The organism is Nocardia pseudobrasiliensis NBRC 108224 (assembly GCF_001613105.1).
GTDB classification, from domain to species: Bacteria; Actinomycetota; Actinomycetes; order Mycobacteriales; family Mycobacteriaceae; genus Nocardia; species Nocardia pseudobrasiliensis.
Window position 1 is genome coordinate 153,678 of the sequence record NZ_BDBS01000001.1, and the last position, 23,217, is coordinate 176,894.

The 23,217-nt window shown below is 67.6% G+C and carries 23 protein-coding genes; 18 read left to right on the forward strand and 5 right to left on the reverse strand.

Annotated features, from left to right (window positions below; genetic code table 11):
- Window positions 1-491: 491 nt before the first annotated feature.
- The 3 genes from NP4_RS00715 (at window position 492) to NP4_RS00725 (ending at window position 2,598) form a co-directional block, all read left to right on the forward strand.
- The gene (locus tag NP4_RS00715) at window positions 492-1,550 is read left to right on the forward strand and encodes a polyhydroxyalkanoate synthase family protein (RefSeq protein ID WP_067990247.1); all 1,059 of its coding nucleotides are present in this window, start codon (window positions 492-494) and stop codon (window positions 1,548-1,550) included.
- 38 nt (window positions 1,551-1,588) lie between these two features.
- Window positions 1,589-2,287, forward strand: a complete 699-nt coding sequence (locus NP4_RS00720) for a ferritin-like fold-containing protein (RefSeq protein ID WP_067990252.1) — start codon at window positions 1,589-1,591, stop codon at window positions 2,285-2,287.
- 83 nt (window positions 2,288-2,370) lie between these two features.
- On the forward strand, window positions 2,371-2,598 hold the full coding sequence (locus NP4_RS00725) for a DUF3107 domain-containing protein (RefSeq protein ID WP_062507812.1): 228 nt from the start codon (window positions 2,371-2,373) through the stop codon (window positions 2,596-2,598).
- Between the two features lie 57 nt (window positions 2,599-2,655).
- Here NP4_RS00725 and fasR read toward each other — a convergent pair whose 3' ends face one another.
- Window positions 2,656-3,318, reverse strand: a complete 663-nt coding sequence (gene fasR / locus NP4_RS00730) for an HTH-type transcriptional activator FasR (protein ID WP_062507810.1) — start codon at window positions 3,316-3,318, stop codon at window positions 2,656-2,658.
- Window positions 3,319-3,590: 272 nt separating this feature from the next.
- On the opposite strand from fasR, the gene NP4_RS00735 reads away from it, so the two are divergent.
- The 3 genes from NP4_RS00735 (at window position 3,591) to NP4_RS00745 (ending at window position 6,900) form a co-directional block, all read left to right on the forward strand.
- Entirely contained in the window at window positions 3,591-4,718 is a 1,128-nt protein-coding gene (locus tag NP4_RS00735) for a DUF3152 domain-containing protein (protein ID WP_373863798.1), read from the forward strand.
- 92 nt (window positions 4,719-4,810) lie between these two features.
- Window positions 4,811-5,995 carry an adenylyltransferase/sulfurtransferase MoeZ gene (moeZ, locus tag NP4_RS00740; RefSeq protein WP_062507806.1) on the forward strand — a complete coding sequence of 395 codons (1,185 nt, stop codon included), beginning with the start codon at window positions 4,811-4,813 and terminating at the stop codon, window positions 5,993-5,995.
- A 53-nt stretch (window positions 5,996-6,048) separates the two neighbouring features.
- Entirely contained in the window at window positions 6,049-6,900 is an 852-nt protein-coding gene (locus tag NP4_RS00745) for a TIGR02569 family protein (protein WP_067990257.1), read from the forward strand.
- 82 nt (window positions 6,901-6,982) lie between these two features.
- Here the strand turns inward: NP4_RS00745 and NP4_RS00750 are convergent, their stop codons facing one another.
- On the reverse strand, window positions 6,983-8,428 hold the full coding sequence (locus tag NP4_RS00750; protein WP_067990261.1) for an MFS transporter: 1,446 nt from the start codon (window positions 8,426-8,428) through the stop codon (window positions 6,983-6,985).
- Window positions 8,429-8,553: 125 nt separating this feature from the next.
- The gene (locus NP4_RS00755) at window positions 8,554-9,231 is read right to left on the reverse strand and encodes a FadR/GntR family transcriptional regulator (RefSeq protein WP_067990548.1); all 678 of its coding nucleotides are present in this window, start codon (window positions 9,229-9,231) and stop codon (window positions 8,554-8,556) included.
- Between the two features lie 65 nt (window positions 9,232-9,296).
- On the opposite strand from NP4_RS00755, the gene NP4_RS00760 reads away from it, so the two are divergent.
- The 7 genes from NP4_RS00760 (at window position 9,297) to NP4_RS40560 (ending at window position 17,590) form a co-directional block, all read left to right on the forward strand.
- Window positions 9,297-10,547, forward strand: coding sequence for an MFS transporter (locus NP4_RS00760; RefSeq protein WP_067990263.1), 1,251 nt, complete (start codon window positions 9,297-9,299; stop codon window positions 10,545-10,547).
- A gap of 99 nt (window positions 10,548-10,646) precedes the next feature.
- Window positions 10,647-12,056 carry a nitrate/nitrite transporter gene (locus tag NP4_RS00765; RefSeq protein WP_067990267.1) on the forward strand — a complete coding sequence of 470 codons (1,410 nt, stop codon included), beginning with the start codon at window positions 10,647-10,649 and terminating at the stop codon, window positions 12,054-12,056.
- Between the two features lie 20 nt (window positions 12,057-12,076).
- Complete coding sequence (gene nirB, locus NP4_RS00770; protein WP_082875396.1) at window positions 12,077-14,680, forward strand: nitrite reductase large subunit NirB; 2,604 nt, start codon at window positions 12,077-12,079, stop codon at window positions 14,678-14,680.
- 64 nt (window positions 14,681-14,744) lie between these two features.
- A complete protein-coding gene (nirD, locus tag NP4_RS00775) occupies window positions 14,745-15,143 on the forward strand; it encodes a nitrite reductase small subunit NirD (RefSeq protein ID WP_067990270.1) in 399 nt (132 codons plus the stop codon).
- A complete protein-coding gene (locus tag NP4_RS00780) occupies window positions 15,140-16,366 on the forward strand; it encodes a uroporphyrinogen-III synthase (RefSeq protein ID WP_067990273.1) in 1,227 nt (408 codons plus the stop codon). Before nirD ends, NP4_RS00780 begins: the two co-directional genes overlap by 4 nt.
- A 29-nt stretch (window positions 16,367-16,395) precedes the next feature.
- Complete coding sequence (locus NP4_RS00785) at window positions 16,396-17,097, forward strand: sirohydrochlorin chelatase (RefSeq protein WP_067990276.1); 702 nt, start codon at window positions 16,396-16,398, stop codon at window positions 17,095-17,097.
- 100 nt (window positions 17,098-17,197) lie between these two features.
- The gene (locus NP4_RS40560; RefSeq protein WP_156524871.1) at window positions 17,198-17,590 is read left to right on the forward strand and encodes a hypothetical protein; all 393 of its coding nucleotides are present in this window, start codon (window positions 17,198-17,200) and stop codon (window positions 17,588-17,590) included.
- Window positions 17,591-17,596: 6 nt separating this feature from the next.
- Here the strand turns inward: NP4_RS40560 and NP4_RS00795 are convergent, their stop codons facing one another.
- Window positions 17,597-18,610, reverse strand: coding sequence for an alpha/beta hydrolase (locus tag NP4_RS00795; protein ID WP_067990283.1), 1,014 nt, complete (start codon window positions 18,608-18,610; stop codon window positions 17,597-17,599).
- A 298-nt stretch (window positions 18,611-18,908) separates the two neighbouring features.
- On the opposite strand from NP4_RS00795, the gene NP4_RS00800 reads away from it, so the two are divergent.
- From NP4_RS00800 to NP4_RS00810, 4 genes are all read left to right on the forward strand, one after another.
- Window positions 18,909-19,649: a hypothetical protein gene (locus NP4_RS00800; protein WP_147287806.1), complete on the forward strand. Its 741-nt coding sequence runs from the start codon at window positions 18,909-18,911 to the stop codon at window positions 19,647-19,649.
- 230 nt (window positions 19,650-19,879) lie between these two features.
- Window positions 19,880-20,011: a hypothetical protein gene (locus NP4_RS42280; RefSeq protein WP_255285346.1), complete on the forward strand. Its 132-nt coding sequence runs from the start codon at window positions 19,880-19,882 to the stop codon at window positions 20,009-20,011.
- A 130-nt stretch (window positions 20,012-20,141) separates the two neighbouring features.
- Complete coding sequence (gene shbA, locus NP4_RS00805) at window positions 20,142-20,732, forward strand: RNA polymerase sigma factor ShbA (protein WP_067990289.1); 591 nt, start codon at window positions 20,142-20,144, stop codon at window positions 20,730-20,732.
- Window positions 20,733-20,757: 25 nt separating this feature from the next.
- Window positions 20,758-20,964 (forward strand): hypothetical protein, encoded by a 207-nt coding sequence (locus NP4_RS00810; protein WP_067990294.1) that lies wholly within the window; start codon window positions 20,758-20,760, stop codon window positions 20,962-20,964.
- A 173-nt stretch (window positions 20,965-21,137) separates the two neighbouring features.
- On the opposite strand, the gene NP4_RS00815 is transcribed toward NP4_RS00810, so the two are convergent.
- The gene (locus NP4_RS00815) at window positions 21,138-22,199 is read right to left on the reverse strand and encodes an aldo/keto reductase (RefSeq protein WP_067990297.1); all 1,062 of its coding nucleotides are present in this window, start codon (window positions 22,197-22,199) and stop codon (window positions 21,138-21,140) included.
- A gap of 115 nt (window positions 22,200-22,314) precedes the next feature.
- On the opposite strand from NP4_RS00815, the gene NP4_RS00820 reads away from it, so the two are divergent.
- A complete protein-coding gene (locus NP4_RS00820; RefSeq protein ID WP_067990300.1) occupies window positions 22,315-23,148 on the forward strand; it encodes a helix-turn-helix transcriptional regulator in 834 nt (277 codons plus the stop codon).
- Window positions 23,149-23,217: the final 69 nt, after the last annotated feature.

A 23,217-nucleotide genomic window follows, 5' to 3' on the forward strand; every position in this document is an offset into this window, starting at 1 on the left:
ACGGTGATCTTGCTCAGGTTCTTACCTTTCCTCGTGTTATCGCATCTCGCGCGCACGAGGTGTGGAAAAGCCACATATCCGACGGTGTGTCCACCTCGGCCACTGCGGGATGCCCGGTCGGCATCTACCTGGCGCGGCGCAATGGTGTCGCGGATGGTGCGCGCACATTTTCGCTGGGCCCCGGCTACCCCTGCTCGGTACCACAACGTCTTCAGCGCGGCGAGCGAAAATTTCCGTTGCCCATCGGGATTGTAGCGTGATAGCTTTCTCTGCCCCATTTCCGCCACCCCGCAAATGGGTTCGTCCGGATAGCGGAGTTGTTCTCCACTTCTTTCCTTCCGCTGCGCCGGTGTCGCGTCGTACGCTGCGGCACATGGCAATTCATCGGCGACGGCCGATTTTTCCGATCCGCTCACAGGTCCGAACGGCCGTCGCCACGGTGGCCAACACCACATATGTGAGACATCGTGTCACAGGATAGGTTCGGTGCCGTGAGTCTGGCAGATTCGGTGAGTATCGCCGCCCGCAACGCCTGGGCCCTGACCTTCGGCGACGGCATCCAACCCCCCACACCGACCCCCTCGACCGTGCTGTGGGACGAACCGCACAGGCGATTGCACCGCTTCGAGCGCGCCGAGGGCGCGATCGGCGGATCCGATCCGACGCCGATCCTGCTGGTTCCGCCGCTGGCCGCCCCGGCCTTCTGCTTCGACCTGCGGCCCGATCAGAGCCTGGCCCGCTTCCTACTCGACGCGGGACGCAATCCGTACCTGGTCGACTACGGCGAAATCACCTTCGCCGATCGGCGGATGGGTTTCGAGGATTGGGTCGACGACATCCTGCCCACGGCGATCGGCCGGGTGTCGGCCGATCGCGACGGTGCGCCCGTGGACCTGGTCGGCTGGTCGCTGGGCGGGATCCTCGCCCTGCTGACCGCGGCCGCCGACGCCGCGCTGCCGATCCGCTCGATCACCGCGATCGGCGTGCCCCTGGACTACGACCGGATGATCGGCGTACCGCAGCTGCGCGCGGTCGCCCGCATCACCCGCGGCCTGGCCACCTCCACGCTGGTGCGCGCGGCCGGCGGCGTGCCCGCGCCGCTGACTCGGATCGGCTATCGGGCCACCGCCTGGGAGCGCGAGCTGCGCCGCCCGCTGTTCATCGCCGCGAATCTCACCGATTCGGCGACCCTGGCGCGGATGGAATCCGTCGACCGGTTCCAGGCCCAACTGCCCGGATATCCGGGCCGGTTGTACAACCAGCTGTGGAGCCGGTTCATGCTGGCCAACGACATCGGCAAGGGTGTGGTCCGGCTGGGGGAGCGTGAGATCGCGCTCGCCGATGTGACCGCGCCGGTGCTGCTGGTCGGCGGTCCCGACGACGTCATCACCCCCGCCGCGGCGGTCGAGCACGGTAAGACCACGCTGACCGGGGCGGCCGAGGTCCGCTACGAGACCGCGCCGGGCAGTCATCTGGGCATCCTCGCCGGGCCGTCGGCGCGGGAAACGACGTGGACCTACCTCGAGAAGTTTCTGCGAGACAGGCAGTGACCGGCGGGACCGGCGGGGCCGCGACTAGGGTGGTCGGCATGGGAGTTAACCCGTCTGCCGCAGTGGGTGTTTCGACCGAGTCCACCCCTCGCATCCCCGCCGACCATTCCGGCGTCACCGATCTGTTCGCCGTACTCGCCTACGGTGAGATCTCCGCGTTCTACCGGCTCGCCGAGGAGGCGAAGCTGTCGCCGACGCTGCGCGGCAAGGTCGCCGTGGCCAAGATGGCGGCCGCGGAGATGGACCATTTCGACACCCTCGAGCAGGCGCTGTCCGGCCGCGGCGTCGACGTATTCGACGCCATGGCGCCGTTCGTGCGCGCCCTGGACGCCTACCACGACTCCACCGATCCCTCGACCTGGCTCGAGTCGATGGTGAAGTTCTATGTCGGCGACGGGATCGCGGCCGATTTCTACACCCTGCTCGCCGATGCGCTCGCGCCCGAGGTGGCGACGGTCGTGCGCGATGTGCTGGCCGAGACCAACCACTCCGAATTCGTCATCGAGGAGGTGCGCCGCGCGGTCGAGGAGAACCGCTCCGAGCGTGACCGACTCACGCTGTGGGGCAGGCGGCTGCTCGGCGAGGCGATCACCCAGGCGCAGTACGTCATGGCCCAGCGCGACGAGCTGACCGAACTGGTCCTCGCCGCCACCGGCGATCTCACCGGCATCGCCGCGCTGTTCGAGCACATGCAGAACAGCCACGCCGAGCGTATGCGGGTGCTCGGGCTCGGCTGAGGGCTGTTCACTCGCCGCGTAACTTTCGGCGTTTGTCCTGCACTAATCTGAGCGGGACATCATCAGGGACTAGGAGGTTGGCCGTGGAGGTCAAGATCGGCATTTCGGATAGCCCGCGCGAGCTCGTGATCACCAGCTCGCAGACCCCGGAAGAGGTCGAGGCGCTGGTGTCCGGTGCGCTGCAGGGCGGCGGCGGCGTGGTCACGCTGACCGACGAGAAGGGCCGCAAGTACCTGATCCAGGCCGCCAAGGTCGCCTACGTGGAGATCGGCACCTCGACCAGCGGCCGGGTCGGCTTCGCGGCCGTCTAGAGCTGGATACGCGAAACGCGGCGAAGCATTCGCTCCGCCGCGTTTTTCGTTGTCTGCCTAGCCCTGGGGGTGTAGCGGCACGCGCGAGAGGCCGCCCCAGCACAACTGGACCGTCGTATCGACGGCCTCCTCCTTGGGGATCGGCCGATCGGCCTCGAGCCAGTAGCGGGCGCTGATCTGGCTCGCGCCGACCAGTCCGACGGCGAGGATGCGGGCGCGATACGGGTCGAGCCCGGAGTCGTGGGCGACCAGATCGAAGACCGCGTCCACACATGCCTCGGTGGCCTGTTCCACCCGGCGCTGGACCTGCGGCTCGCTGGTGAGATCGGATTCGAAGACCAGACGGAAGCCCTGGGTCTCGTGATCGACGAAGTCGAAGTACGCCTGCACCGCGGCGCGGACGCGCTGGCGGTTGTCGGTGGTGGAGCGAAGCGCCTGCCGCACGCTCGACACCAGGGCGTCGCTGTAGTTCTGCAGCACCGCGACATACAGTTCGAGCTTACTCGAGAAGTGCTGGTAGAGAACGGGTTTGGAGACGCCCGCGCACTGCGAGATCTCGTCCATTCCGGCGGCGTGATACCCGCGTAGCACGAAGACCTCACTGGCCGCGGCGAGCAGTTGCGCGCGACGGGCGTCGCGAGGCAGGCGAGTTCCGCGCTTGCTCGGCATGGCCTCGGACGACAGTCGATTCGACGTCATCCGGTCCACGAGGTCTGTCATTTCGGCTCTCCCAATCGAATCCCGGCGTCGGAAATGGGTGTGCACGGGTATCCCACGAACGATACTCGCATGCGGGCCCGCGTGCTGATCCCTGTTCGCACACTATTGCGGTCGTCCAAGACGGGCGACCGGCTTGTCTTTCAATCTATTGGCAACCGGCCAGTAACCGGCCACCGTGAGAAATCTCGCACAGTGGTGAGAAATCTCGCAACCCCCGATGCTCGGGTCACGTCCTTCGGTGCGGCCGCGCGTGTTGTGAGACGCTGAATGCCGTGACCGACCAACGGGGCAGATCGACCGGCGGGCGCGAATCGCGCCGCCCCGTGGGCGCTGTCGCATCGCGAGCGAGTGCCCTCGGCTCGAGACGTAAGAGTAAGCCACAACCGGAGATCTACGACCCACTCGGGTTGTATTCGGATCCGGAGGGGCCGTCCGAGCAGCTCACCCAGCATGTCGACAAATCGCATCAGCCGCTGCGGGCCAGCTGGGATCCCACCGCGCCCGACGAATCCCCCGCCCGGCCCCGGCCGGACCGCGAGATGCCGCGGCAGAGCGCGCTGGGCCGATTCGTCTCCACCTATGGCTGGCGGGCCTACGCGCTGCCGGTGCTGTTCGTGATCACGGTGCTGGTGGTGTTCGATGCCGTCAAGGGGGGTGGCACCGCGGCCAGCGGGCCGCCGGGCGTCGGGCGGCTGAGCGAGCGCAAACCCGGCATCTTCGGCGCGCCGCCCAAGGGCGACTCCAAATTCTCCGAATCCCTGCCGACCGGCACCCTGCCCGACGGCGGCCCGTTCGCCGAATCCGCCGCGGGCACATGGCATCCGGTGCCCGGTGCGGGCCCGCAGATCGGCACGGGTCAGGCCCATGTGTTCACCTATACCGTCGAGGTCGAGGACGGTGTGGACACCACCGGCTTCGGCGGCGACGCCGCGGTGGCCAAGATGATCGACGCCACCCTGGCCAATCCCAAGAGCTGGATTCACGATCCCAAATTCGGCTTCCGCCGCATCGACTCCGGCAACCCCGACTTCCGCGTCTCGCTGACCTCGCGCCAGACCACCAAGTCCGCCTGCGGCTTCGAGATCCCGATCGACTCCTCCTGCTACAACTCCGATCTCGACCGCGTGGTCCTGTCGGAGGTGCGCTGGGTGCGCGGCGCGCTGTCGTTCCAGGGCGATATCGGCTCGTATCGGCAGTACCAGATCAACCACGAGGTCGGCCATGCCATCGGCTACCACGAGCATCAGCCCTGCGAGACCGACGGCGCCCTGGCCCCGGTGATGATGCAGCAGACCTTCGGCACCCGTAACAACGACATCGCCGCCCTCGATCCGGAGGGCGTGGTCCCGATGGACGGCAAGAAGTGCCGCTTCAACCCCTGGCCGTATCCCACGGGATAGCGTGCGCGACGATAGGTCGGGAAGAACTGTCCGGTTCGCTGTGTTGCACGGGTGAGCGTGATCGGCGAATTCGAGTCGAGGAGTCTGCAGACGTGTCATCACCAAAGTCCCTGCCGCCATTGGTCGAGCCGGCAGCGGAGCTGACCCGTGACGAGGTCGCCCGCTACAGCAGGCATTTGATCATTCCCGATCTGGGCGTGGACGGACAGAAGCGGCTGAAGAATGCCAAGGTGCTGGTGATCGGCGCGGGCGGACTCGGTTCGCCGGCTCTGTTGTATCTGGCCGCGGCCGGGGTCGGCACGCTCGGCATCGTGGAATTCGACGAGGTCGACGCCTCGAATCTGCAGCGGCAGATCATTCACGGCGAATCCGATATCGGTCGTTCCAAGGCGGATTCGGCGCGCGATTCCATTCTGGAGATCAACTCCGGAATCACCGTGGAACTGCACAAGTTCCGCCTCGACAACGACAATGCGGTCGAGTTGTTCTCCCGCTACGACCTGATCGTCGACGGCACCGACAACTTCGCCACCCGCTATCTGGTCAACGACGCCGCGGTACTCGCCGGGAAGCCCTATGTGTGGGGTTCGATCTACCGGTTCGAGGGCCAGGTGTCGGTGTTCTGGGAGGACGCCCCGGACGGGCGCGGCATCAACTACCGCGATCTGTACCCCGAGGCCCCGCCGCCGGGCATGGTGCCGTCCTGCGCCGAGGGCGGCGTCCTGGGCGTGCTGTGCGCATCGATCGGCTCGATCATGGTGACCGAGGCGATCAAGCTGCTCACGGGTATCGGCGAACCGCTACTGGGTCGGCTCATGGTCTACGACGCATTGGATATGAGCTACCGGACGATCAAGCTGCGCCGCGATCCGGAGCGTCAGCCCATCACCGAGCTGATCGACTACGACGCGTTCTGCGGTGTGGTCTCCGAGGAGGGGCAGGCGGCCGCACTCGGTTCCACCGTCACCGCCCGCGAGCTGAAGGATATGCTCGACGCCGGTAAGGATGTCGCGATCATCGACGTCCGCGAGCCGGTCGAATGGGATATCGTCCGCATCGACGGCGCGACGCTGGTGCCCAAGGACCGCATCCTGTCCGGCGACGCGCTGGCCGAACTGCCGCAGAACCGCCCGATCGTATTGCACTGCAAGACCGGTGTGCGTTCGGCCGAGGCGCTGGCCGCTCTCAAGCGTGCCGGTTTCTCCGACGCGACCCACCTGCAGGGCGGAATCATCGCCTGGGCCAAGCAGATCGACCCATCCCTGCCGGTGTACTGAGAGCTCCGGCGCGGCACCCGGATTGGACAAAGACCCGGGAGTACGGTACGGCCGTGACTTCTGTGGAACCGCCCGAGCACGTGCGTGCCACATTCGGACTTCGCGAGGAAACCCCGATCGCGCTGGGTGATTGGGACGGTGGCTGGCGCTGTGGGGATGTGGTGCTCAGTCCGGTGGCCGATCATGCGCGCGCCGCGTGGTCGGCCAAGGTTCGCGAGACGCTGAAGGTGGACGGGCTACGGCTGGCGCGCCCGGTGCGCGCGACCGACGGGCGGTATGTCGTATCCGGGTGGCGCGCGGACACCTATCTCGAGGGCACGCCCGAACCGCGCCACGACGAGGTGGTCTCGGTCTCGCTGCGTTTGCACCAGGTGACCGCGAAGCTGGATCGCCCGCGCTTCCTGGTCCAGCAGCCGATCGCGCCGTGGGTCGATGTCGACGTCTTCGTCGCCGCCGATCGGGCGGCCTGGGAGCCGGTTCCGTTGCGCAGCCTGAAGATCGGCGGCATGCTGCCGGTCACCTCGCCCGACGGCCAACGCAGTCTGGAGATGCTCGCGCAGCTGGCGACCCTGCGTAAACCGGTGCAGTCCCCGCCGCAGCTGGTGCACGGCGACCTGTTCGGCACGGTGCTGTTCGCCGGGGCCCAGACTCCCGGTCTCACCGACCTCACGCCCTACTGGCGACCGGGCCCCTGGGCCGCGGGTGTCATCGTGGTCGACGCCCTGTCCTGGGGCGGCGCGGACGACGGCCTGCTGCAGCGCTGGTCGGATCTGCCCGAATGGCCCCAGATGATCCTGCGCGCGGTCATGTTTCGGTTAGCCGTCCATGCCTTACACCCGCGATCCACCCCGGAGGCTTTTCCCGGTTTGGCCCGCACGGCGGATATGGTTCGCCTGACGGTGTGAAAGTCCCTGTGCCGCAACGGGCGAAAGCCGTGCCGGGGACGAATCGGTTGGCCCGGCACGGCTTTCGATATCTGCAGCGCGCTCAGATATTCGCGTAGGCCAGCGACGGAGCCCGGCCTACCGCGAACGACGAACGCAGATAGAACCACCAGGTGATCGCCCCCATGGCCACGAACGCCACCGCGTAACCCCAGAACGCGGGCGTCATACTGCCGTGGAAGTGCAGCGCCGATTCCCGCAGCGCCTGCTGCACGATCCAGCCGCCGGCCGCGCCGACGGCGCCCACCACGCCGATCGCCGCGCCCGCCTGGCGCTTGGCCGCGATGGTGGCATCGGCCGGATCCTGGCCCGCCTCGCTCGCCCGCTGTCTGGCCGCCGCGGCGAAGATCGACGGGATCATCCGATAGGTCGAGCCGTTGCCGACGCCGGTCAGCACGAACAGCAGCAGGAACGAGATCAGATACAGCGGAAAGTTCTTCGCCGCCAACGACGCCACGATCAGCACGGTCGCCACCGCCATTCCGCCGAAGACGTACAGCGTGATCCGCGCCCCGGTCAGCCGATCGGCGATCCACCCGCCGAACGGTCGGCTCAGCGAACCCACGAACGCCCCGAGGAATGCGAGATTGCCCAGCGTGCCCATCCAGCCGATCTTGGCCAGCTCCGGGAAGTTCGACTTGATCAGTGTGGGAAAGGCGAAGGAGAACCCGATGAACGACCCGAAGGTCCCGATGTAGAGCACGGCCATGATCCAGGTGTGCGGATTGGCCAGCGCCAGTTTGTAGGACGAGCCGTCGGCCTTGGCGTGGGTGATCGAATCCATGTACCGCAGCGCACCGGCCATGGCCACGAGTACGAACGGAATCCACATCAGCGTGGCCAGCGTGATGCCGAAGCGGTATCCGCCCGCGTCCTTGGCCGTCAGATGCGTACCCAGCGTGATCACCAGCGGTACGAACAGCTGGGTCTGCGCCACACCGAGATTGCCGCCCGCCGCGTTGATCCCCAGCGCCGCGCCCTTACGTCCCTCGGGGAAGAAGAAGTTGATATTGGCCATCGACGAGGAGAAGTTGCCGCCGCCCACACCGGCCAGCGCGGCCAGAATCATGAAGACCCAGAACGGAGTCGCGGGCTGATTGACGAAATACGCCAGTCCCAGCGTCGGAATCAGCAGCATGCCCGCGCTGAACACCGTGAACGCCCGCCCGCCGAATTTCGGGATCGCGAAGGTGTACGGAATTCGCAGCGCAGCGCCGACGAGCGTGGGCGTGGAGGTCAGCAGCAGTGAATTGGCCACTGCCACAGGGTTTCCCTTGCCCAGTCCGTCCAGGAAGTGGAAACCCGCGGGACCCATGGCGGTGACGACGCTGGCCCACAGCACCCATACGCTGAAACCCAGATTCTCCGCGAATACCGAGAAGGCGAGGTTTTTGCGCGCGGTCTGCTTTCCGCCGTTCTCCCAGAAGGTTTCGTTGTCCGGTTCCCAACGATCGAGCCAGCGGCCGCGGGACTGGTAGGTGAAGGTCATCGGGCTTCCTCTCGAGCTGGAGACGAGCCATACCGTACGAATACGCCGTTACGGCGAAGGCACGCGCGATGACGTTCGGGCCAAATCTCGCTCACCGCGCGCCGCCGCGCGCGGTGACGAGTTGTTCACCTGTCGGGATACTCCGCGATCAGCGTGCCGAAGAAGCAGTTGGCCACCCGCGCGGCCCGTTCCGGATCGCCCTCGATGACCGCCTCCACCAATTCGGCGTGCTCGCCGTGGTAGTCCTCGGTCAGTCGCGCCGAGCTGGACCGAATGCCCTGTTCGATGACCGGCAGCAGCGAATCGTAGAACTCCAGGTACACCGCGTTGTGGCTGGCGACCACGATCGCGCGGTGCAACCGCACATCGGCCTCGATCGCCTCCTGCGCCTCCTGGCCCTGTTCGTCCCACAGCTGGCGGCGGGCCTCGAGCAGGCGGCGCAGATCCGCGATGTCGTTGTCGTCGCGACGTTCGGCTGCCAGCCGGGCGGCGGTGGTGTCCAGCGCGCGGCGCAGCTCGAGTATGTCGCGGGTGACCGCGTCGGCGAAGTACTTGGTGAGCGTGCCGCCCAGATCGGACGTCGCGATCACATAGGTACCCGAGCCCTGGCGACGTTCGAGCATTCCGGCGTGCACGAGCGCCTGGACGGCCTCGCGCACGGTGTTACGACCGGTGCCGGTGAGCTCGGTCAGCTCCGGTTCGGTGGGAATACGGGAACCGACAGGCCAACGGCCGGAACGGATTTCGGCACGCAGCTGCTCGGTCACCTGAGCGATGAGGCTGGTGCGACGAACGGGTTGCACGGACAACAGAGTACCCCGCATCACATTTGTTGCCGCATAACATCCAATCATCCTATGATTTTTCGGTGACAGTAACCGCTGAGCAGACGACCCAGCAGCAGCTCCGCTCCCAGCGCCGCCGCGGCCTCGTCGAGGGGCGGCTGCTCGTGCTCGCCGCGATCATCGTGTCCGCATCGACCCTGCGTATCGCGGTTACCGCCTTCAGCCCGCTCGCCGAACGGATCGGCCAGGACATCGGCTACGGGACCGCCGTGGTCGGCGTATTCGGCATGATTCCGACGGCCATGTTCGCCTTCGCGGGCGTCCTAACCCCTATTCTCGAGCGCCGCCTCGGACTCGAACGCACCGCGCTGGTCGCCATGCTGGCCGTGGGCCTCGGACAGGCCGTGCGCGCGATCGTGCCCGACACCTGGGAGCTGCTGGCCTTCTCCGCGCTGGCGCTGGCCGGTATGGGCGTCGGCAATGTGGTGATTCCGCCGCTTGTGAAGCGGTACTTCTCCGATCGTGTCGGCGTGCTGAGCTCGCTGTACATCGTGATGGTGCAGCTGGGCACGGTCGTGCCCGCGCTGGTCACGGTGCCGGTGGCGAATGCGCACGGCTGGCGGGTGTCGCTGGGAATGTGGGCCGTGCTGGGCTTCGTCGCGGTCCTGCCATGGGTGGGCGTCCTGCGCGGCCGCCACGGACGCGATCAGGCCGACCGCACCGCCGTACCCGCCGAGGCGGGCGAGGCCGCGGGCAAGGTCTGGCGTTCGCCGCTGGCCTGGGGCATGGCCGGAATGTTCGGTATGACCTCGCTGACCACCTACGCCATGTTCGCCTGGCTGCCCAAGATCTTCGCCGATGCCGGGGCCAGCGAGGCCTTCGGCGGCACGATGGTCGGCATCTTCTCGCTGATCGGCCTGGTGGCCGCGCTGTCGGCGCCGACGATCACCGCGCGCATCGCCAATCCGTTCCCGATCGTCATCGTCTGCGCGCTGTGCTTCTTCGGCGCCTTCGCCGGACTGCTGATCGCGCCGATGAGCGTGCCACTGCTGTGGGTGCTGCTGCTGGGCCTGGGCCCGAGCACCTTCCCGATCGCGCTGACGCTGATCAATCTGCGCACCCGCACCCAGGCCGGTTCGGCCGCGCTGTCCGGCTTCACCCAGGGCGTCGGCTACGCGGTGGCGTGTGTCGGGCCGCTGCAGTTCGGTGTGCTGCACAGCGTCACCGGCGGCTGGGGCGCGCCGTTCGCGCTGCTGTGCGTGGCCGTACTGGTGCTGCTGGCGGGCGCGTGGCAGGCCTGCAAGCCGCGGGTTCTGGAAGATACCTGGAACTGATCCGGTCTCACGGGCCGTCGCGGCGGCCCGTGAGCAACCGTTGATTCAGCGGTCATCTAGCGCAGCATCGGCGCAATACCGGTTTCCTACCTTGGGTTCATGCGGAGCCGGGAGATCGAGCACTGGGATGCCGAGGATGTCGACGCCTGGGAGGCGGGCGGTAAGGATGTCGCGCGCCGGAATCTGATCTGGTCGGTATTCGCCGAACATGTCGGATTCTCGGTGTGGTCGATCTGGTCGGTCATGGTGCTGTTCATGCCCGCCGATGTATTCGGCATCGATCCGGCCGGGAAGTTCATCCTCGGCGCGGTGCCCACATTGGTCGGCGGCGTACTGCGCATTCCCTACACCGTCGCCACCGCGAAATTCGGCGGGCGCAACTGGACCATCGTCAGCGCGCTGGCGCTGCTGATCCCGACCCTGTTGACGCTGTATTTCGTCAATCGCCCGGACACCTCGTTCACGACCTTCCTGATCGTGGCCGCGTTCGCAGGCCTGGGCGGCGGCAATTTCGCCTCCTCGATGGCCAATATCAACGTCTTCTATCCGCAGCGGCTCAAGGGCTGGGCGCTGGGCCTCAATGCCGGTGGCGGCAATCTCGGCGTGCCGGTGATCCAGCTGATCGGGCTGGGCGTCATCGCGGCAGTGGGCAGCGCCTACGGACACGCCTCGGTGGTGTGCCTGGTGTATCTGGCGCTCATCGTGGTGGCCGCGGCCGGTGCGGCGCTGTTCATGGACAATGTGCGCAATCAGCGGGCCGACTACTCCTATATGCGGATCGCGCTGCGGGTTCCGCAGTCCTGGGCCGTGGCGTTCCTCTATATCGGGACCTTCGGCTCGTTCATCGGCTACGGATTCGCCTTCGGCCAGATCCTGCAGGTCAGCTTTCTGGCCGGGGGAGATCGACCCACCCAGGCCGCGCTGCACGCCGCCCAGATCGCCTTCATCGGACCGCTGCTCGGCTCGCTGGCCCGCCCCTACGGCGGTAAATGGGCCGACCGCTTCGGCGGCGCGCGGGTGACCCTGGCCGGATTCGCGGCCATGACGGTCGCCGCGCTGGTGGTCGCCGCCGCGAGCGCGATCGCCGACGGTAACGACCATGTGCCCAGCGGTGCGGTGATGGTGGCGCTGGTGGCCGGATTCATCGCGCTGTTCGTGGTGTCCGGCATCGGCAACGGCGCCGTCACCAAGATGATCCCGTCGGTCTTCGCCGCGAAAGCCCAAGGGCTGCCGCTGGATCCGGCCGAGCGCGCGGTGTGGTCGCAGAACACCTCGGGCGCGATGATCGGCGTCGTCGGCGCGATCGGCGCGCTCGGCGGGGTCGCGATCAACCTGGTGCTGCGCAGCTCCTACGCCTCGACCAAATCCGCGACCACCGCGTTCTGGGTATTCACAGTCTTCTACCTCGTCTGCGCCGCCGTGTGCTGGGCGGTATTCCTGCGCCGCCCCGCCGAGCGGGCGAAGACCTTGCCGCACAACGTAACCGCCGACCTGCCCGTTCGGGCCTGACCGCACCACAGGAGTACGCAATGGACAACACCGCACGCAGAACCGTGGTCGTGGTCGGGCACGGTATGGTCGGCCACCGCTTCGTCGAGGCCATGCGCTCGCGCGACACGGCCGGGCAGTGGCAGGTCGTGGTGCTGGCCGAGGAACAGCTACCGGCCTACGACCGGGTCGGGCTGTCGTCCTATGTCGGCGCGTGGGACGCGAGCGCGCTCGCGCTGCCCGGTAACGAATACGCCGGTGACGAACTGGTGGAACTGCGCCTGGGACAGCGCGCCGAGACGATCGATCGCAATGCCCGCAAGGTCACCACCTCCGGCGGCGATGTGATCGCCTACGACGCACTGGTTCTGGCGACCGGATCGTATGCCTTCGTACCGCCGGTGCCCGGCCACGATCGCCCGGAATGCTTCGTCTACCGCACCCTCGAGGATCTCGACGGCATCCGCGCCGCGGCCGAGGCGGCCGGCCCCGGCGCGGTCGGCGTGGTGGTCGGTGGCGGTCTGCTCGGCCTCGAGGCGGCGAATGCGTTGCGACTCATGGGAATGACGCCGCATGTGGTCGAATTCGCGCCGCGGCTGATGCCGGTTCAGGTCGACGAGGGCGGCGGCGCGATTCTGGAGAGTCTGGTCACGCAGCTGGGCCTGCACGTGCACACCGGCGTCGGCACCTCGGCCATCGAGGGTGCGGAAGGCGGTGCGGGGCTGCGGATCTCGCTGTCGGACGAATCGACCATCGATGCCTCGCTGGTGGTGTTCTCCGCCGGTATCCGCCCGCGCGATCAGCTCGCTCGCGAGGCCGGGCTGGAGGTCGGGCCGCGCGGTGGCGTCGTCACCGATCTGGGCATGCGCACCTCGGATCCGGCGATCTACGCGGTCGGCGAGGTCGCGGCCGTGGAGGGCGTCTGCTACGGCCTGGTCGCCCCCGGCTACACCACCGCCGAGATCGTGGCGGACCGATTGCTCGGCGGCGCGGGCGAATTCCCGGGCGCGGATCTGTCGACGAAGTTGAAACTGCTCGGCGTGGATGTGGCGTCGTTCGGCGACGCGCACGCCACCACCGAAGGCGCGCTGTCGGTGGTGCTGCACGACGCCGCCAAGGGCACCTACGCGAAACTCGTTGTCTCCGACGACGCCAAGACGCTGCTGGGCGGCATCCTGGTCGGCGACGCCTCGGCGTACGCGGCGCTGCGGCCGCTGGTCGGCAGCGAACTTCCGGCCGAACCCGCCGCGTTGATCTCCCCGGCGGGTGCGGAACTGGGCGCGGACGCCCTGCCCGACGAGGCCCAGATCTGTTCCTGCAACAACGTTTCCAAGGGCGACGTCTGCGGCGCCATCGCCGAGGGCGCCTGCGATATCGCCTCGGTCAAGAGCTGCACCTCGGCCGGAACGTCCTGCGGCGGTTGCGTTCCCATGCTCAAGAAGCTGCTCGAACAGTCCGGCGTGGAGATGTCCAAGGCGCTGTGCGAGCATTTCGGGCAGTCGCGCGAGGAGCTGTTCCACATTGTCGCGACCACCGGCATCCGCAAGTTCTCCGAGCTGATCGCCCGCTACGGCACCGGAATGGGTTGCGATATCTGCAAACCCGCGGTCGCCTCCATTCTGGCGTCGACCTCGAGCGATCACATTCTCGACGGCGAACAGGCCGCGCTGCAGGACACCAACGACCACTTCCTGGCGAATCTGCAGAAGAACGGCACCTATTCGGTGGTGCCGCGGATGCCCGGCGGTGAGGTCACCGCGGAGCAACTCATCGAAATCGGGCAGATCGCAAAGGATTTCGGCCTCTATGTGAAGGTGACCGGAGGTCAGCGCATCGACCTGTTCGGCGCGCGGGTGGAGCAGCTGCCGCAGATCTGGCAGCGGCTGGTCGATGTCGGCATGGAATCCGGGCACGCCTACGGCAAGTCGCTGCGCACGGTGAAAAGCTGTGTGGGTTCGACCTGGTGCCGCTACGGGCAGCAGGATTCGGTCGGCATGGCGGTGCTGCTGGAGAAGCGCTATCGCGGACTGCGTTCGCCGCACAAGCTCAAGCTCGGCGTCTCCGGCTGCGCGCGCGAGTGCGCGGAGGCGCGTGGCAAGGATGTCGGCGTCATCGCCACCGAGAACGGCTGGAACCTCTATGTCGGCGGCAACGGCGGCCTCACGCCCAAGCATGCGGTGCTGCTGGCCGGTGACCTCGACGACGAGACGCTGATCCGCTACATCGACCGCTATCTGATGTTCTACATCCGCACCGCCGACCGGCTGCAGCGCACCGCGCCCTGGCAGGAGTCGCTGGCGGGCGGCATCGACTACGTGCGGCAGGTTGTCTGCGAGGACTCCCTCGGCATCGCCGCCGAACTCGAGGAGACCATGGTCCGCCATGTCGCGGGCTACAAGGACGAATGGGCCGCGGTGCTCGAGGATCCTGCGAAGCTGTCGCGCTTCGTCTCCTTCGTCAACGCGCCCGAGCAGGCCGATCCGACCATCACCTTCGACGACAGCGGGGAACGGAAGGTTCCTGTATTGCTCGGCATGCCCGACGTGCCCGGAGGAGGCAGCCTGCGTAACCACGGAGGGCACCGGGCAGGCCGCGTCGGACACGGCATGCCCGAGATCCCGGTCACATCCATCGACGGGAAATGAGCGCGTAATCCAGCGGAAACAGAACGCCGGTACCAAGGGGTAGGGCGTTCGGAGGAGAGTACCGATGACCGTGATCGACACACCCGGTATTACCCAGGTCACCAGCACCGGATGGACCTCGGCCTGCCGGCTCGACTATCTGATTCCCGGCCGCGGGGTCGCGGTATTGCTGCGCGACGGCCATCAGGCCGCGCTGTTCCTGCTGCCGGACGGGATGCTCTACGCCGTGGGCAATATCGACCCGTTCGGGCGGGCCGCGGTGATGTCGCGCGGCCTCGTCGGCGATCGCGGCGGCGTGCCCGTGGTGGCCTCGCCGTTGCTCAAGCAGACCTTCTCGCTGCTGGACGGGCACTGCCTGGACGATCCCGCGATGGGGCTGCCGGTCCACGCCGTGCGGGTCGTCGACGGACTGGTCCTGATCTCGAACGAGCCCGTGCGCCACGGCGGCGGTGACACCGCATGACCAAGCCCGTCGGGCCGCAGCCCGAATGTCTCGACGGCTTCACCGTCGGCATCACCGCCGCGCGCCGCGCCGACGAGCTGGGCACCCTGCTGGCTCGCCGCGGCGCGAATATCGTTGCCGCGCCCGCGATCCGGATCATCCCGCTCGCCGATGACAGTGAATTGGAGCGGGTGACACGACAATTGGTGGCCGATCCGCCCCGGATCACGGTCGCCACCACCGGAATCGGTTTCCGGGGCTGGATGGAGGCGGCCGAGGGCTGGGGGCTGGCCGAGAGCCTGCACGCCACCCTGGACTCCACTCGGCTGCTCGCCCGCGGTCCCAAGGCCAAGGGCGCCATCCGCGCCGCCGAACTGCGCGAGGAATGGTCGCCCGCCTCCGAATCCTCCGCCGAGGTCCTCGATCATCTTCTCGCCGAGGGCGTGGAGGGGGTGCGGATCGCGGTGCAGTTGCACGGCGCGACCACCGAATGGGAGCCGGTTCCCGACTTCTGTGAGGTATTGCGTTGTGCGGGAGCCGATGTGGTGCCGGTGCCGGTGTATCGCTGGACGCCGCCGGAGGATCAGGGTCCGATGGATCGGCTGATCGAGGCGATCGTCACCTCGGCGCTGGACTGCGTCACCTTCACCAGCGCTCCCGCGGTGGCCTCGATGCTCATGCGCGCCAAGGAAACCGGACTGTTGGACGGGCTGCTGCACGCCATGCGGACCCGCGTGCTGCCCGCCTGCGTCGGGCCGATCACCGCCGCGCCGCTCGAGGAGCTCGGCGTGGCCACGACGATGCCCGCGCGAGCCCGACTGGGTGCGCTGGCGCGGCATGTGGCCGAGGAACTTCCCCGGCGCGCCAATCGAATTCACGCCGCCGGGCATATGTTGAGCGTGCGCGGCGGCTGCGTGGTGGTCGACGGCGAGGTGCGTCAGCTGGCCCCCGCGCCGATGGCGCTGATGCGGGCGCTGGCCCGCCAGCCCGGCCGGGTGGTCTCGCGCGAGGATCTCCTGGCGGCCCTGCCCGGCGGCGGTGACGACACCCATGCCGTCGAGACCGGAATCGCCCGTCTGCGAGCGGGTTTGGGTACGCCGAAGGCCATTCAGACGGTGGTGAAGCGCGGTTATCGGCTGGCGCTGGATCCGGCGGAGTGCGTCGACAACAATCCGCGGCCGTCGGTCGGCGGATACGACCAGTCGAGGCGTCCGCAGCGGCCCATTCCGCTGGCCGGAGTCTGAGTCGCGAGACATTCGTTAGGAGGTGCGTGATGTCCGATCCCGCATTGGTACTGGTCGCCCACGGCACGAGAAGTACGCGCGGCGTCGCCATGGTCGCCGAATTGTCCGAGGCCGTCGCCCGTGAGATCGGCGGCCCCGTCCGAACCGCCTTCGTCGACGTCCTCGGCCCCTCGCCGGCCGAGGTCCTGCGCGACCTGAATCCGGTTCCCGCCGTGGTGATCCCCGCCTTCCTGGCCTCCGGCTACCACGTCTACCAGGACGTCCCCCGCGAGGTAGCCGCCAGCACCCACCCCGCGGTAGCCATCACCCCCGCCCTGGGCCCCGACCCCGCCCTGGCCCGCATCATGCACATCCGCCTGCGCGCCGCGGGCTGGCGCCCCGGCGACGCCGTGGTCTTCGCCGCCGCAGGTTCCTCGGACCCCCGAGCCCACCAGGACATAAACCAGGCCGCCACCCTCCTGTCGACCCGCCTGGCCACCCCCGTCCACACGGCCTACATAGCCACCGGCACCCCCCGAGTCCCAGAAGTAGTAACGGCCCTACGCAATTCAGGCCACCCCCGAGTCTTCACAGCCTCCTACCTCCTGGCCCACGGCCTCTTCCACGAACGCCTCCAAACCTCCGGCGCCGACGGCACAGCCGCCCCCATAGGCACCCACCCCGCCGTAGTCCGCCTCCTGGCATCCCGCTACCACCAAGCCGCCAAAACCCTCGTCCACACTCCGGCCTGAGCGACCTCTGCGCCGGGGCAAGGGTCCTTTGTCACAACTTTGGTCCATTTGGGGGAGGTTGGCGGGACGGAAATGATCCAATCTTGTAACATCAGGGTGCGTGAGCGAGCGCATGGAGCGGTTCCTGGAGTGGCGGAATCGGGTGGCCGATGGGGATAGTGAGCGGGCCATCGCGGTGCGGATGGGGATCGGGAACAATCGGGTGGGGCGGCATTTGCGGGAGAGTGATCCGCCGGTGGCCGAGACCGTTATCGACTTCGCGCGGGCCTACGGGGTGAATCCGGTGGATGGGCTGGTGGCGGCGGGGTTGGTCGCGCAGGAGGAGGCCCTGCGGGCCGCGGCCAGTGAGCCGTTGCGGTCGGCCTCGACACTGCAGCTGCTCGAGGAGCTCACCCGTCGGGAGCGGGAACATCTGCGGGAATCGGGGGTCGAGGGCGAGCAGGGCAAACGCCGTCGGCGTCGGGCCGGGATCGCGGAGGGCCTGCTCACCTAGTCCGAATCAGCCGGTCAGGCCGAGACCGCGGGCCAGCACCGGCCACGATCGCAGGAACGAATCGCGGAAATAGCCCCATGAGTGGGTTCCGTCCAGGAAGTCGTAGGTGGCCGCGATGCCCAACTCGTCCAGGCGCTCTCGCATGGCGCGGGTGCACTGATCGGTCGCGACCTCGATCGCCCCGCCCACGATCACCTGATTGGCCAGCCCCTCGGATCCGGGCGTCATCAGGAACGGACTGTCGGCCACATCGTGCGGCCCGGGAACACCGCTGCCGGTGGACAGATACAGATTCGTCCCGCGCAGCCGATCGGCATTGACATACGGATCGTTGGCGATCCACATCGGATCCCCGGGCGGCCCATACATATTGTCGGTATTACCGCCCCCGACCTTCACCACGGTCCGAACCATCCGCATACCCGTCTCGTCACTGATCCGCGCGCACCCGCTGTAGGCCGCCACCGACCCGAACAACCCGGGCGCGGCGATCGCCAGCTGCAGCACCGAGGTGGCCGACATCGACATCCCCGAAATCGCCTTGCGCCCATCCGTTCTCAGCGCCGCGTCCATCACCGGCGGCAACTCCACGGTGAGAAACGTCCGCCACTTGTTCACCCCGAGCGCGGGATCGGTTGCGCGCCAATCGGTGTAGTAACTGGACCGCCCGCCCACCGGCTGCACGACATTGATCTCCCGCGTCGCGAGGAAGTCGAGCACATCGGTCTGTTTCCGCCAGGTCGCATCGTCCTCACCGCCCCCGCCGCCATTGAGCAGATACAGCGTCGGCCGCGGCGTCGAGGCATCGACGGGCCGCAGCACATCAATACCGATGACGCGGTCCATCGCGGGGGAGTACACCCGATAGCGGATATTTCGCTCGTCGACGCGCACGGCATCGACGACACGGGCGCGCTCGGGCCCCGCCCCGGCGACGGCCGCTGTCGCGCCGAATACGACGGATACCAGCACGGCGAGGATCGACAGCCGCGTGAGTACGGTCCACTGCTTGGAAGACATACGAATTCCTCGAGATTGCTTTGCTGCGAATATGCAACACAATATAGCAATTTTGCAGCAGCGGCGGCTGCGCCCAAGCGCTGCCGAACGCTCGATCCCGCTCGTGTATCCGCCCTCATGCTGCGGATTCCCGATTTCTCGCCAACTCGAACGATCCGGTAATGTGTCGCAAGTGTCACAGATGCGCCTCATATCCGGCGATCGGTTGACACAACCAATCAGCGGACGACATCCACCGGGCAGCGTCGCCCCGACGGGTGCGCCCGTACGCATCACCGACACTGCGGAGGATCGCTACGTGAGCACGGGGCTGCTCGCCTGTTGCGCGGCATGCGCGCTGGCACTGCTGACGATCGTCCTGCGTGCGAGTCGATGGCATGAGCGCCCGCCGTCGCGGCCCTTCACCGTCACCCTGGCGCTGCTGGTCATCGGTGTGGCCATGCGCAATCCGGAGGTGCTGGCCGGAACCTGGCTCGACAACGGCACCGCCGTCGATCTGCATCTGGCCAACTTCACCGACCTGCTGGGCGATCTGTGTTACGTCGCCGCGGGCTATTTCATCTGCAAACTGGTCGCGCGAGCCTGGGGTATGGCCTGGTCGGTGCGTTGGCTGGCCCGAATCTTCACCGTCGGCGCACTGGTCATGATCGCGCTGTGGGCGCTGTCGGACGCGCCGACCACCCCGGCCGTCTACGTCGGCTATCTGGGCGGCCCGGCGCTCGGATATTCCTATGTCGCGGCCTCGCTGATCCTGATCTCCAACCTGGCCCTGGTCGCCACCGCCGCCATCGCGCAGTCGTCGTGGCGAGTGCGATTGGCGTTGCTGCCGCTCGCACTGGGCGGACTGCTCGGCATGGTCGAGGGCGTACTGCGCATCGGCAGCCATATGTGGCCGCAGCCGTGGGTGGACATCCGCGATCGCATCGGCTGGTATCCCTCGGTGGCGATGATCGTGCTCTACGCGGTATCCGGCCTGATCGGCTACTTCATGTACCCGAGCATCGCGCGCGAACAGCGGCACGCGGTCGCGGCCGAGTAGACGTGCCGGATCGGCTGTCTCAAATGTGAAACAGCTCTCTCCTTCAACCTCGGGCGGGTGCGCCGCCCGCTCGCGTTCTCCCCGCTGGTGAGCCGATTCGCGCGGCACTATGTTGCATTTTTCAATCAATATGATGCAAATCTGGGTTGCAAAGTGTGATGCGCGAGTGCAATAGTTGTTCCCGTAACTGAAACACGGCCCGAACGGGTCACGGCCAGAAGGAGAACGTTGTGAGCACTGCCGCTGTCCTCGGCATCGGAGCCGTCATCGCCGCTGTCGGCGCTGCCCTCGACTTCGTAACCCTGCCGCTGCTCGGCCTTTCGGTCGGCTCGGCGCTCGGCTCGCTGGCACTGCTGGGCTGACCGGCGTGCGCGAGGTCCGCGGGGGATGTCGCCCACCTCTCCGGGCGACCCCCTGCGGGCGCGACGCGGCCCGTTGCATATTCGACCTCATATGATTCGACACTGATGCAGGGATCGGCGGTGAACAACGATGACGGTGGTATCGGCTCACGCGGAACTGGAGAGCTGCGTCGACCGCGCCGTCGCGGGCGAGCGCTCGGCGGTGTGCCGGGTGGTGGAACTCGTGCGCCCGTGGGTGCTGCAGTACTGCCGCGCCCGGGTGGGTTCCGGTGATACGGGCCGCCTTTCGGCCGACGACGTCGCTCAGGAGGTCTGCCTCGCGGTCGTCGACGCACTGCCCCGCTACCGACGCGAGGGCAAACCGTTCATGGCCTTCGTCTACCGCATCACCGCGCACAAACTCTGCGACGCCTTCCGCGCCCTGCGCCGCAACCGGACCTGTCCGACGGCATCGGTCCCCGATGTGATCGATACCGATCGCGGCCCCGAGGCCCACGTCCTGGACCGCGACGCCGCCGACCGGATGCACGCCCTGATCGCCACCCTGTCCCACACCCAGCGCCGCATCGTCTTCCTGCGAGTCGTGGCGGGACTGTCCGCCGAGGAGGTCGCGACCCGCCTCGGCCTGACCCCGGGCGCTGTCCGCACCGCCCAACACCGGGCCCTCGAGCGCCTGCGCGCCCAACTGGCCGACCGTGCCCATCCCCACGCGAAACACTAACCGAGACAACCGATTCGAGCACACCATGCGATTTAGCGCCGGAACCCTGGCGGCCACCCTGGCCGCCGCAGTCACGATCGGCTCACTCGGCCTGCCCAACACCGCCGCCACCGCCGACGCAACCCGATCGATCGTCGACCGTGAGGACGTCGACCGCCCGGGAAACCTCCAACCGCCGGTCGAACCGACGATCCGGTCACCGGCGCGATCCGCATTCGATGTACCGCCGTGACCCCACGACGTGCCGTGGACTCGATAACCGATCGAGTCGCGGTATGCCGCCGCGTTCGCGTGCACCCCGGCCGGCCTCATCCCTCGCCCGGCCGGGGCCGATGATCGCGACGCGGCGGAGACGACCGGATGCGCACGGGCGCCGCCGCCCGGGCCCGCGCGCATCCGGTTTCGTCAGCGCGCCGCCACGCGCAGATCGCCGAAGGTGACGCTGCGGGTCATCGGACGCTCCAGGAAATCGTGCGGGAAGCCGAGCTCGATGGCGCTGGCCGCGCGCAGCCGATCCAGTTGCGCCGCATCGAATTCGACCTCCAGCGCGCCCAGATTGTCCTCCAGCTGCGCCGCGGTGCGAGCGCCGATGATCGGCGCGGTCACACCCGGCGTGCGCAGCGTCCACGCCAGCGCAACCTGTGATGGCGTCCGATCCAGTTCGGCCGCAACCTCTTTCACCACCTCGGCGATCCCGAGCCCGCGTTCGGTGAGCGCCCCGCTGGCCAGCGCGACATTCTTGCGCGTGCCCTCCGGTGAACCCACGGCCTGATCGGCCAGATCGGCGCGGCTGTACTTCCCCGTCAGCACCCCGCTGCCCAGCGGCGACCACGGCACCACGCCCAATCCCAGCTCCCGCGCCATCGGAATCAGATCGCGCTCACCAGTGCGCTCGATGAGGCTGTACTCGATCTGCAAGGCCACCAGCGGAGTCCAGCCTCGCAGATCCGCGATGGCCTGCATGCGCGCGACCTGCCAGGCCGGGGTGTCGGAGATGCCGACATACAGCACCTTGCCCTGCCGCACGAGATCGTCGAGGCCGCGCAGGATCTCCTCGACCGGGGTCCGGAAATCCCAGGCGTGCAGGTACAGCAGATCGATGTAGTCGGTATTCAGCTGCCGCAGACTGTTTTCCACCGAGGCGAACATGCTCTTGCGGTGATTGCCGCCGGAGTTCGGATCGCCCGGCCTGCGCAGCATGGTGTATTTCGTTGCCAGCACCAGGCTTTCACGATTGTCGCGGGTGAATTCGCCCAGCAGCCGCTCCGAACTGCCCGCGGTGTACATATTGGCGGTATCGATGAAGTTCCCGCCCCGCTCGACGTAGGTGTCGAACAGTTTGCGGGCATCATCGGCCTCCGCGCCCCAGCCCCAGTCCGCCCCGAAGGTCATACCGCCCAGCGCGAGCGGGGAGACCCGCAGTCCGGAACGGCCCAGCAGCCGGTAGGTGTCGAGTGTGAGCGACATCGGTCCTCCTGTGTCGTCGTCGCGTTCGAATTCGAGTCTGGGCCGAGGTGAGGGCCGGGGTCAGGGAGGATTCTTCCTGGGATCGCCGATCCCAGGCTGGCCGTAGGATCGAACGATGACGAGTGGCACCGTGGACGCGACCCGGGAACTCGCCGTCTTCCTGCGCACCCGGCGCGAGCGTCTGGACCCCCGCGATTTCGGCCTGCCGCAGCGGCGGCAGTCGCGTCGCACGCCCGGACTGCGCCGAGAGGAGGTCGCCGAGCTGGCCGGGGTGAGCACCGATTACGTCGTCCGTCTCGAACAGGGCCGCGGGCTGCGACCCTCGCCCGAGGTGCTCGAGGCGCTGGCCCGAGCGCTGCGGTTGGCCCCCGACGAGCGGTCCTACCTGTTCGATCTGGCCCGGCAGCGCCCGCCGCAGTTCGACAAGGCCGCGACCTCGGCCGCCCCCGAACTGGTCCGGCTGGTCGGCGATCTGTCCCCGTTGCCCGCGATGCTGGTCAACCATCGCTACGACATCCTGAGTTGGAACCGGGAGATGTCGCTGCTGCTGCTCGACCTCGAGACGTTGCCGTCACCGCAGCGCAACAGCATGTGGTTGTGCGTGCTGCGTCCGCAGATGCGCGAGTTCTTCGTCGATCGCGAGCAGGTGCTGCGCGAGGGCATCGCCGATCTGCGCGCGGCGTGGGCCGCCCATCCGGAGGATGCGACGCTGGCGGAACTCATCACCGAATTCCGCACGCGCGACGCGGAATTCGCGCGCCTGTGGGCCATGCGCGATGTGCGGGTCAACGGGCGCGGGATCAAGGTGATGCGCCATCCCGAGGTCGGCCGGGTGGCGATCCGATTCGAGGTGCTGATGCCGCTGCAGGATCCCGATCAACGGCTGGTGATCTACCGGGCCGCCGACGACGACAGCCAGGCGGCGCTCGACCGTCTGCGCGGGCGCTGAAAAATTCGCCGAAAAATCTTCGCGGGATACGTCGAGCGGGCGTACACGGCTCCGACCAGTGGGTGAAAG

Coding starts and splice junctions, on each gene's coding strand:
- NP4_RS00815 (WP_067990297.1), bottom strand. CDS start 22,199: ATGTCGCTCACACTCGACACCTACCGGCTGCTGGGCCGTTCCGGACTG.
- NP4_RS00785 (WP_067990276.1), top strand. CDS start 16,396: ATGTCCGATCCCGCATTGGTACTGGTCGCCCACGGCACGAGAAGTACG.
- NP4_RS00810 (WP_067990294.1), top strand. CDS start 20,758: ATGCGATTTAGCGCCGGAACCCTGGCGGCCACCCTGGCCGCCGCAGTC.
- NP4_RS00780 (WP_067990273.1), top strand. CDS start 15,140: ATGACCAAGCCCGTCGGGCCGCAGCCCGAATGTCTCGACGGCTTCACC.
- NP4_RS00795 (WP_067990283.1), bottom strand. CDS start 18,610: ATGTCTTCCAAGCAGTGGACCGTACTCACGCGGCTGTCGATCCTCGCC.
- NP4_RS00765 (WP_067990267.1), top strand. CDS start 10,647: ATGCGGAGCCGGGAGATCGAGCACTGGGATGCCGAGGATGTCGACGCC.
- shbA (WP_067990289.1), top strand. CDS start 20,142: ATGACGGTGGTATCGGCTCACGCGGAACTGGAGAGCTGCGTCGACCGC.
- fasR (WP_062507810.1), bottom strand. CDS start 3,318: ATGACAGACCTCGTGGACCGGATGACGTCGAATCGACTGTCGTCCGAG.
- NP4_RS00820 (WP_067990300.1), top strand. CDS start 22,315: ATGACGAGTGGCACCGTGGACGCGACCCGGGAACTCGCCGTCTTCCTG.
- NP4_RS00750 (WP_067990261.1), bottom strand. CDS start 8,428: ATGACCTTCACCTACCAGTCCCGCGGCCGCTGGCTCGATCGTTGGGAA.
- nirB (WP_082875396.1), top strand. CDS start 12,077: ATGGACAACACCGCACGCAGAACCGTGGTCGTGGTCGGGCACGGTATG.
- nirD (WP_067990270.1), top strand. CDS start 14,745: ATGACCGTGATCGACACACCCGGTATTACCCAGGTCACCAGCACCGGA.
- NP4_RS00720 (WP_067990252.1), top strand. CDS start 1,589: ATGGGAGTTAACCCGTCTGCCGCAGTGGGTGTTTCGACCGAGTCCACC.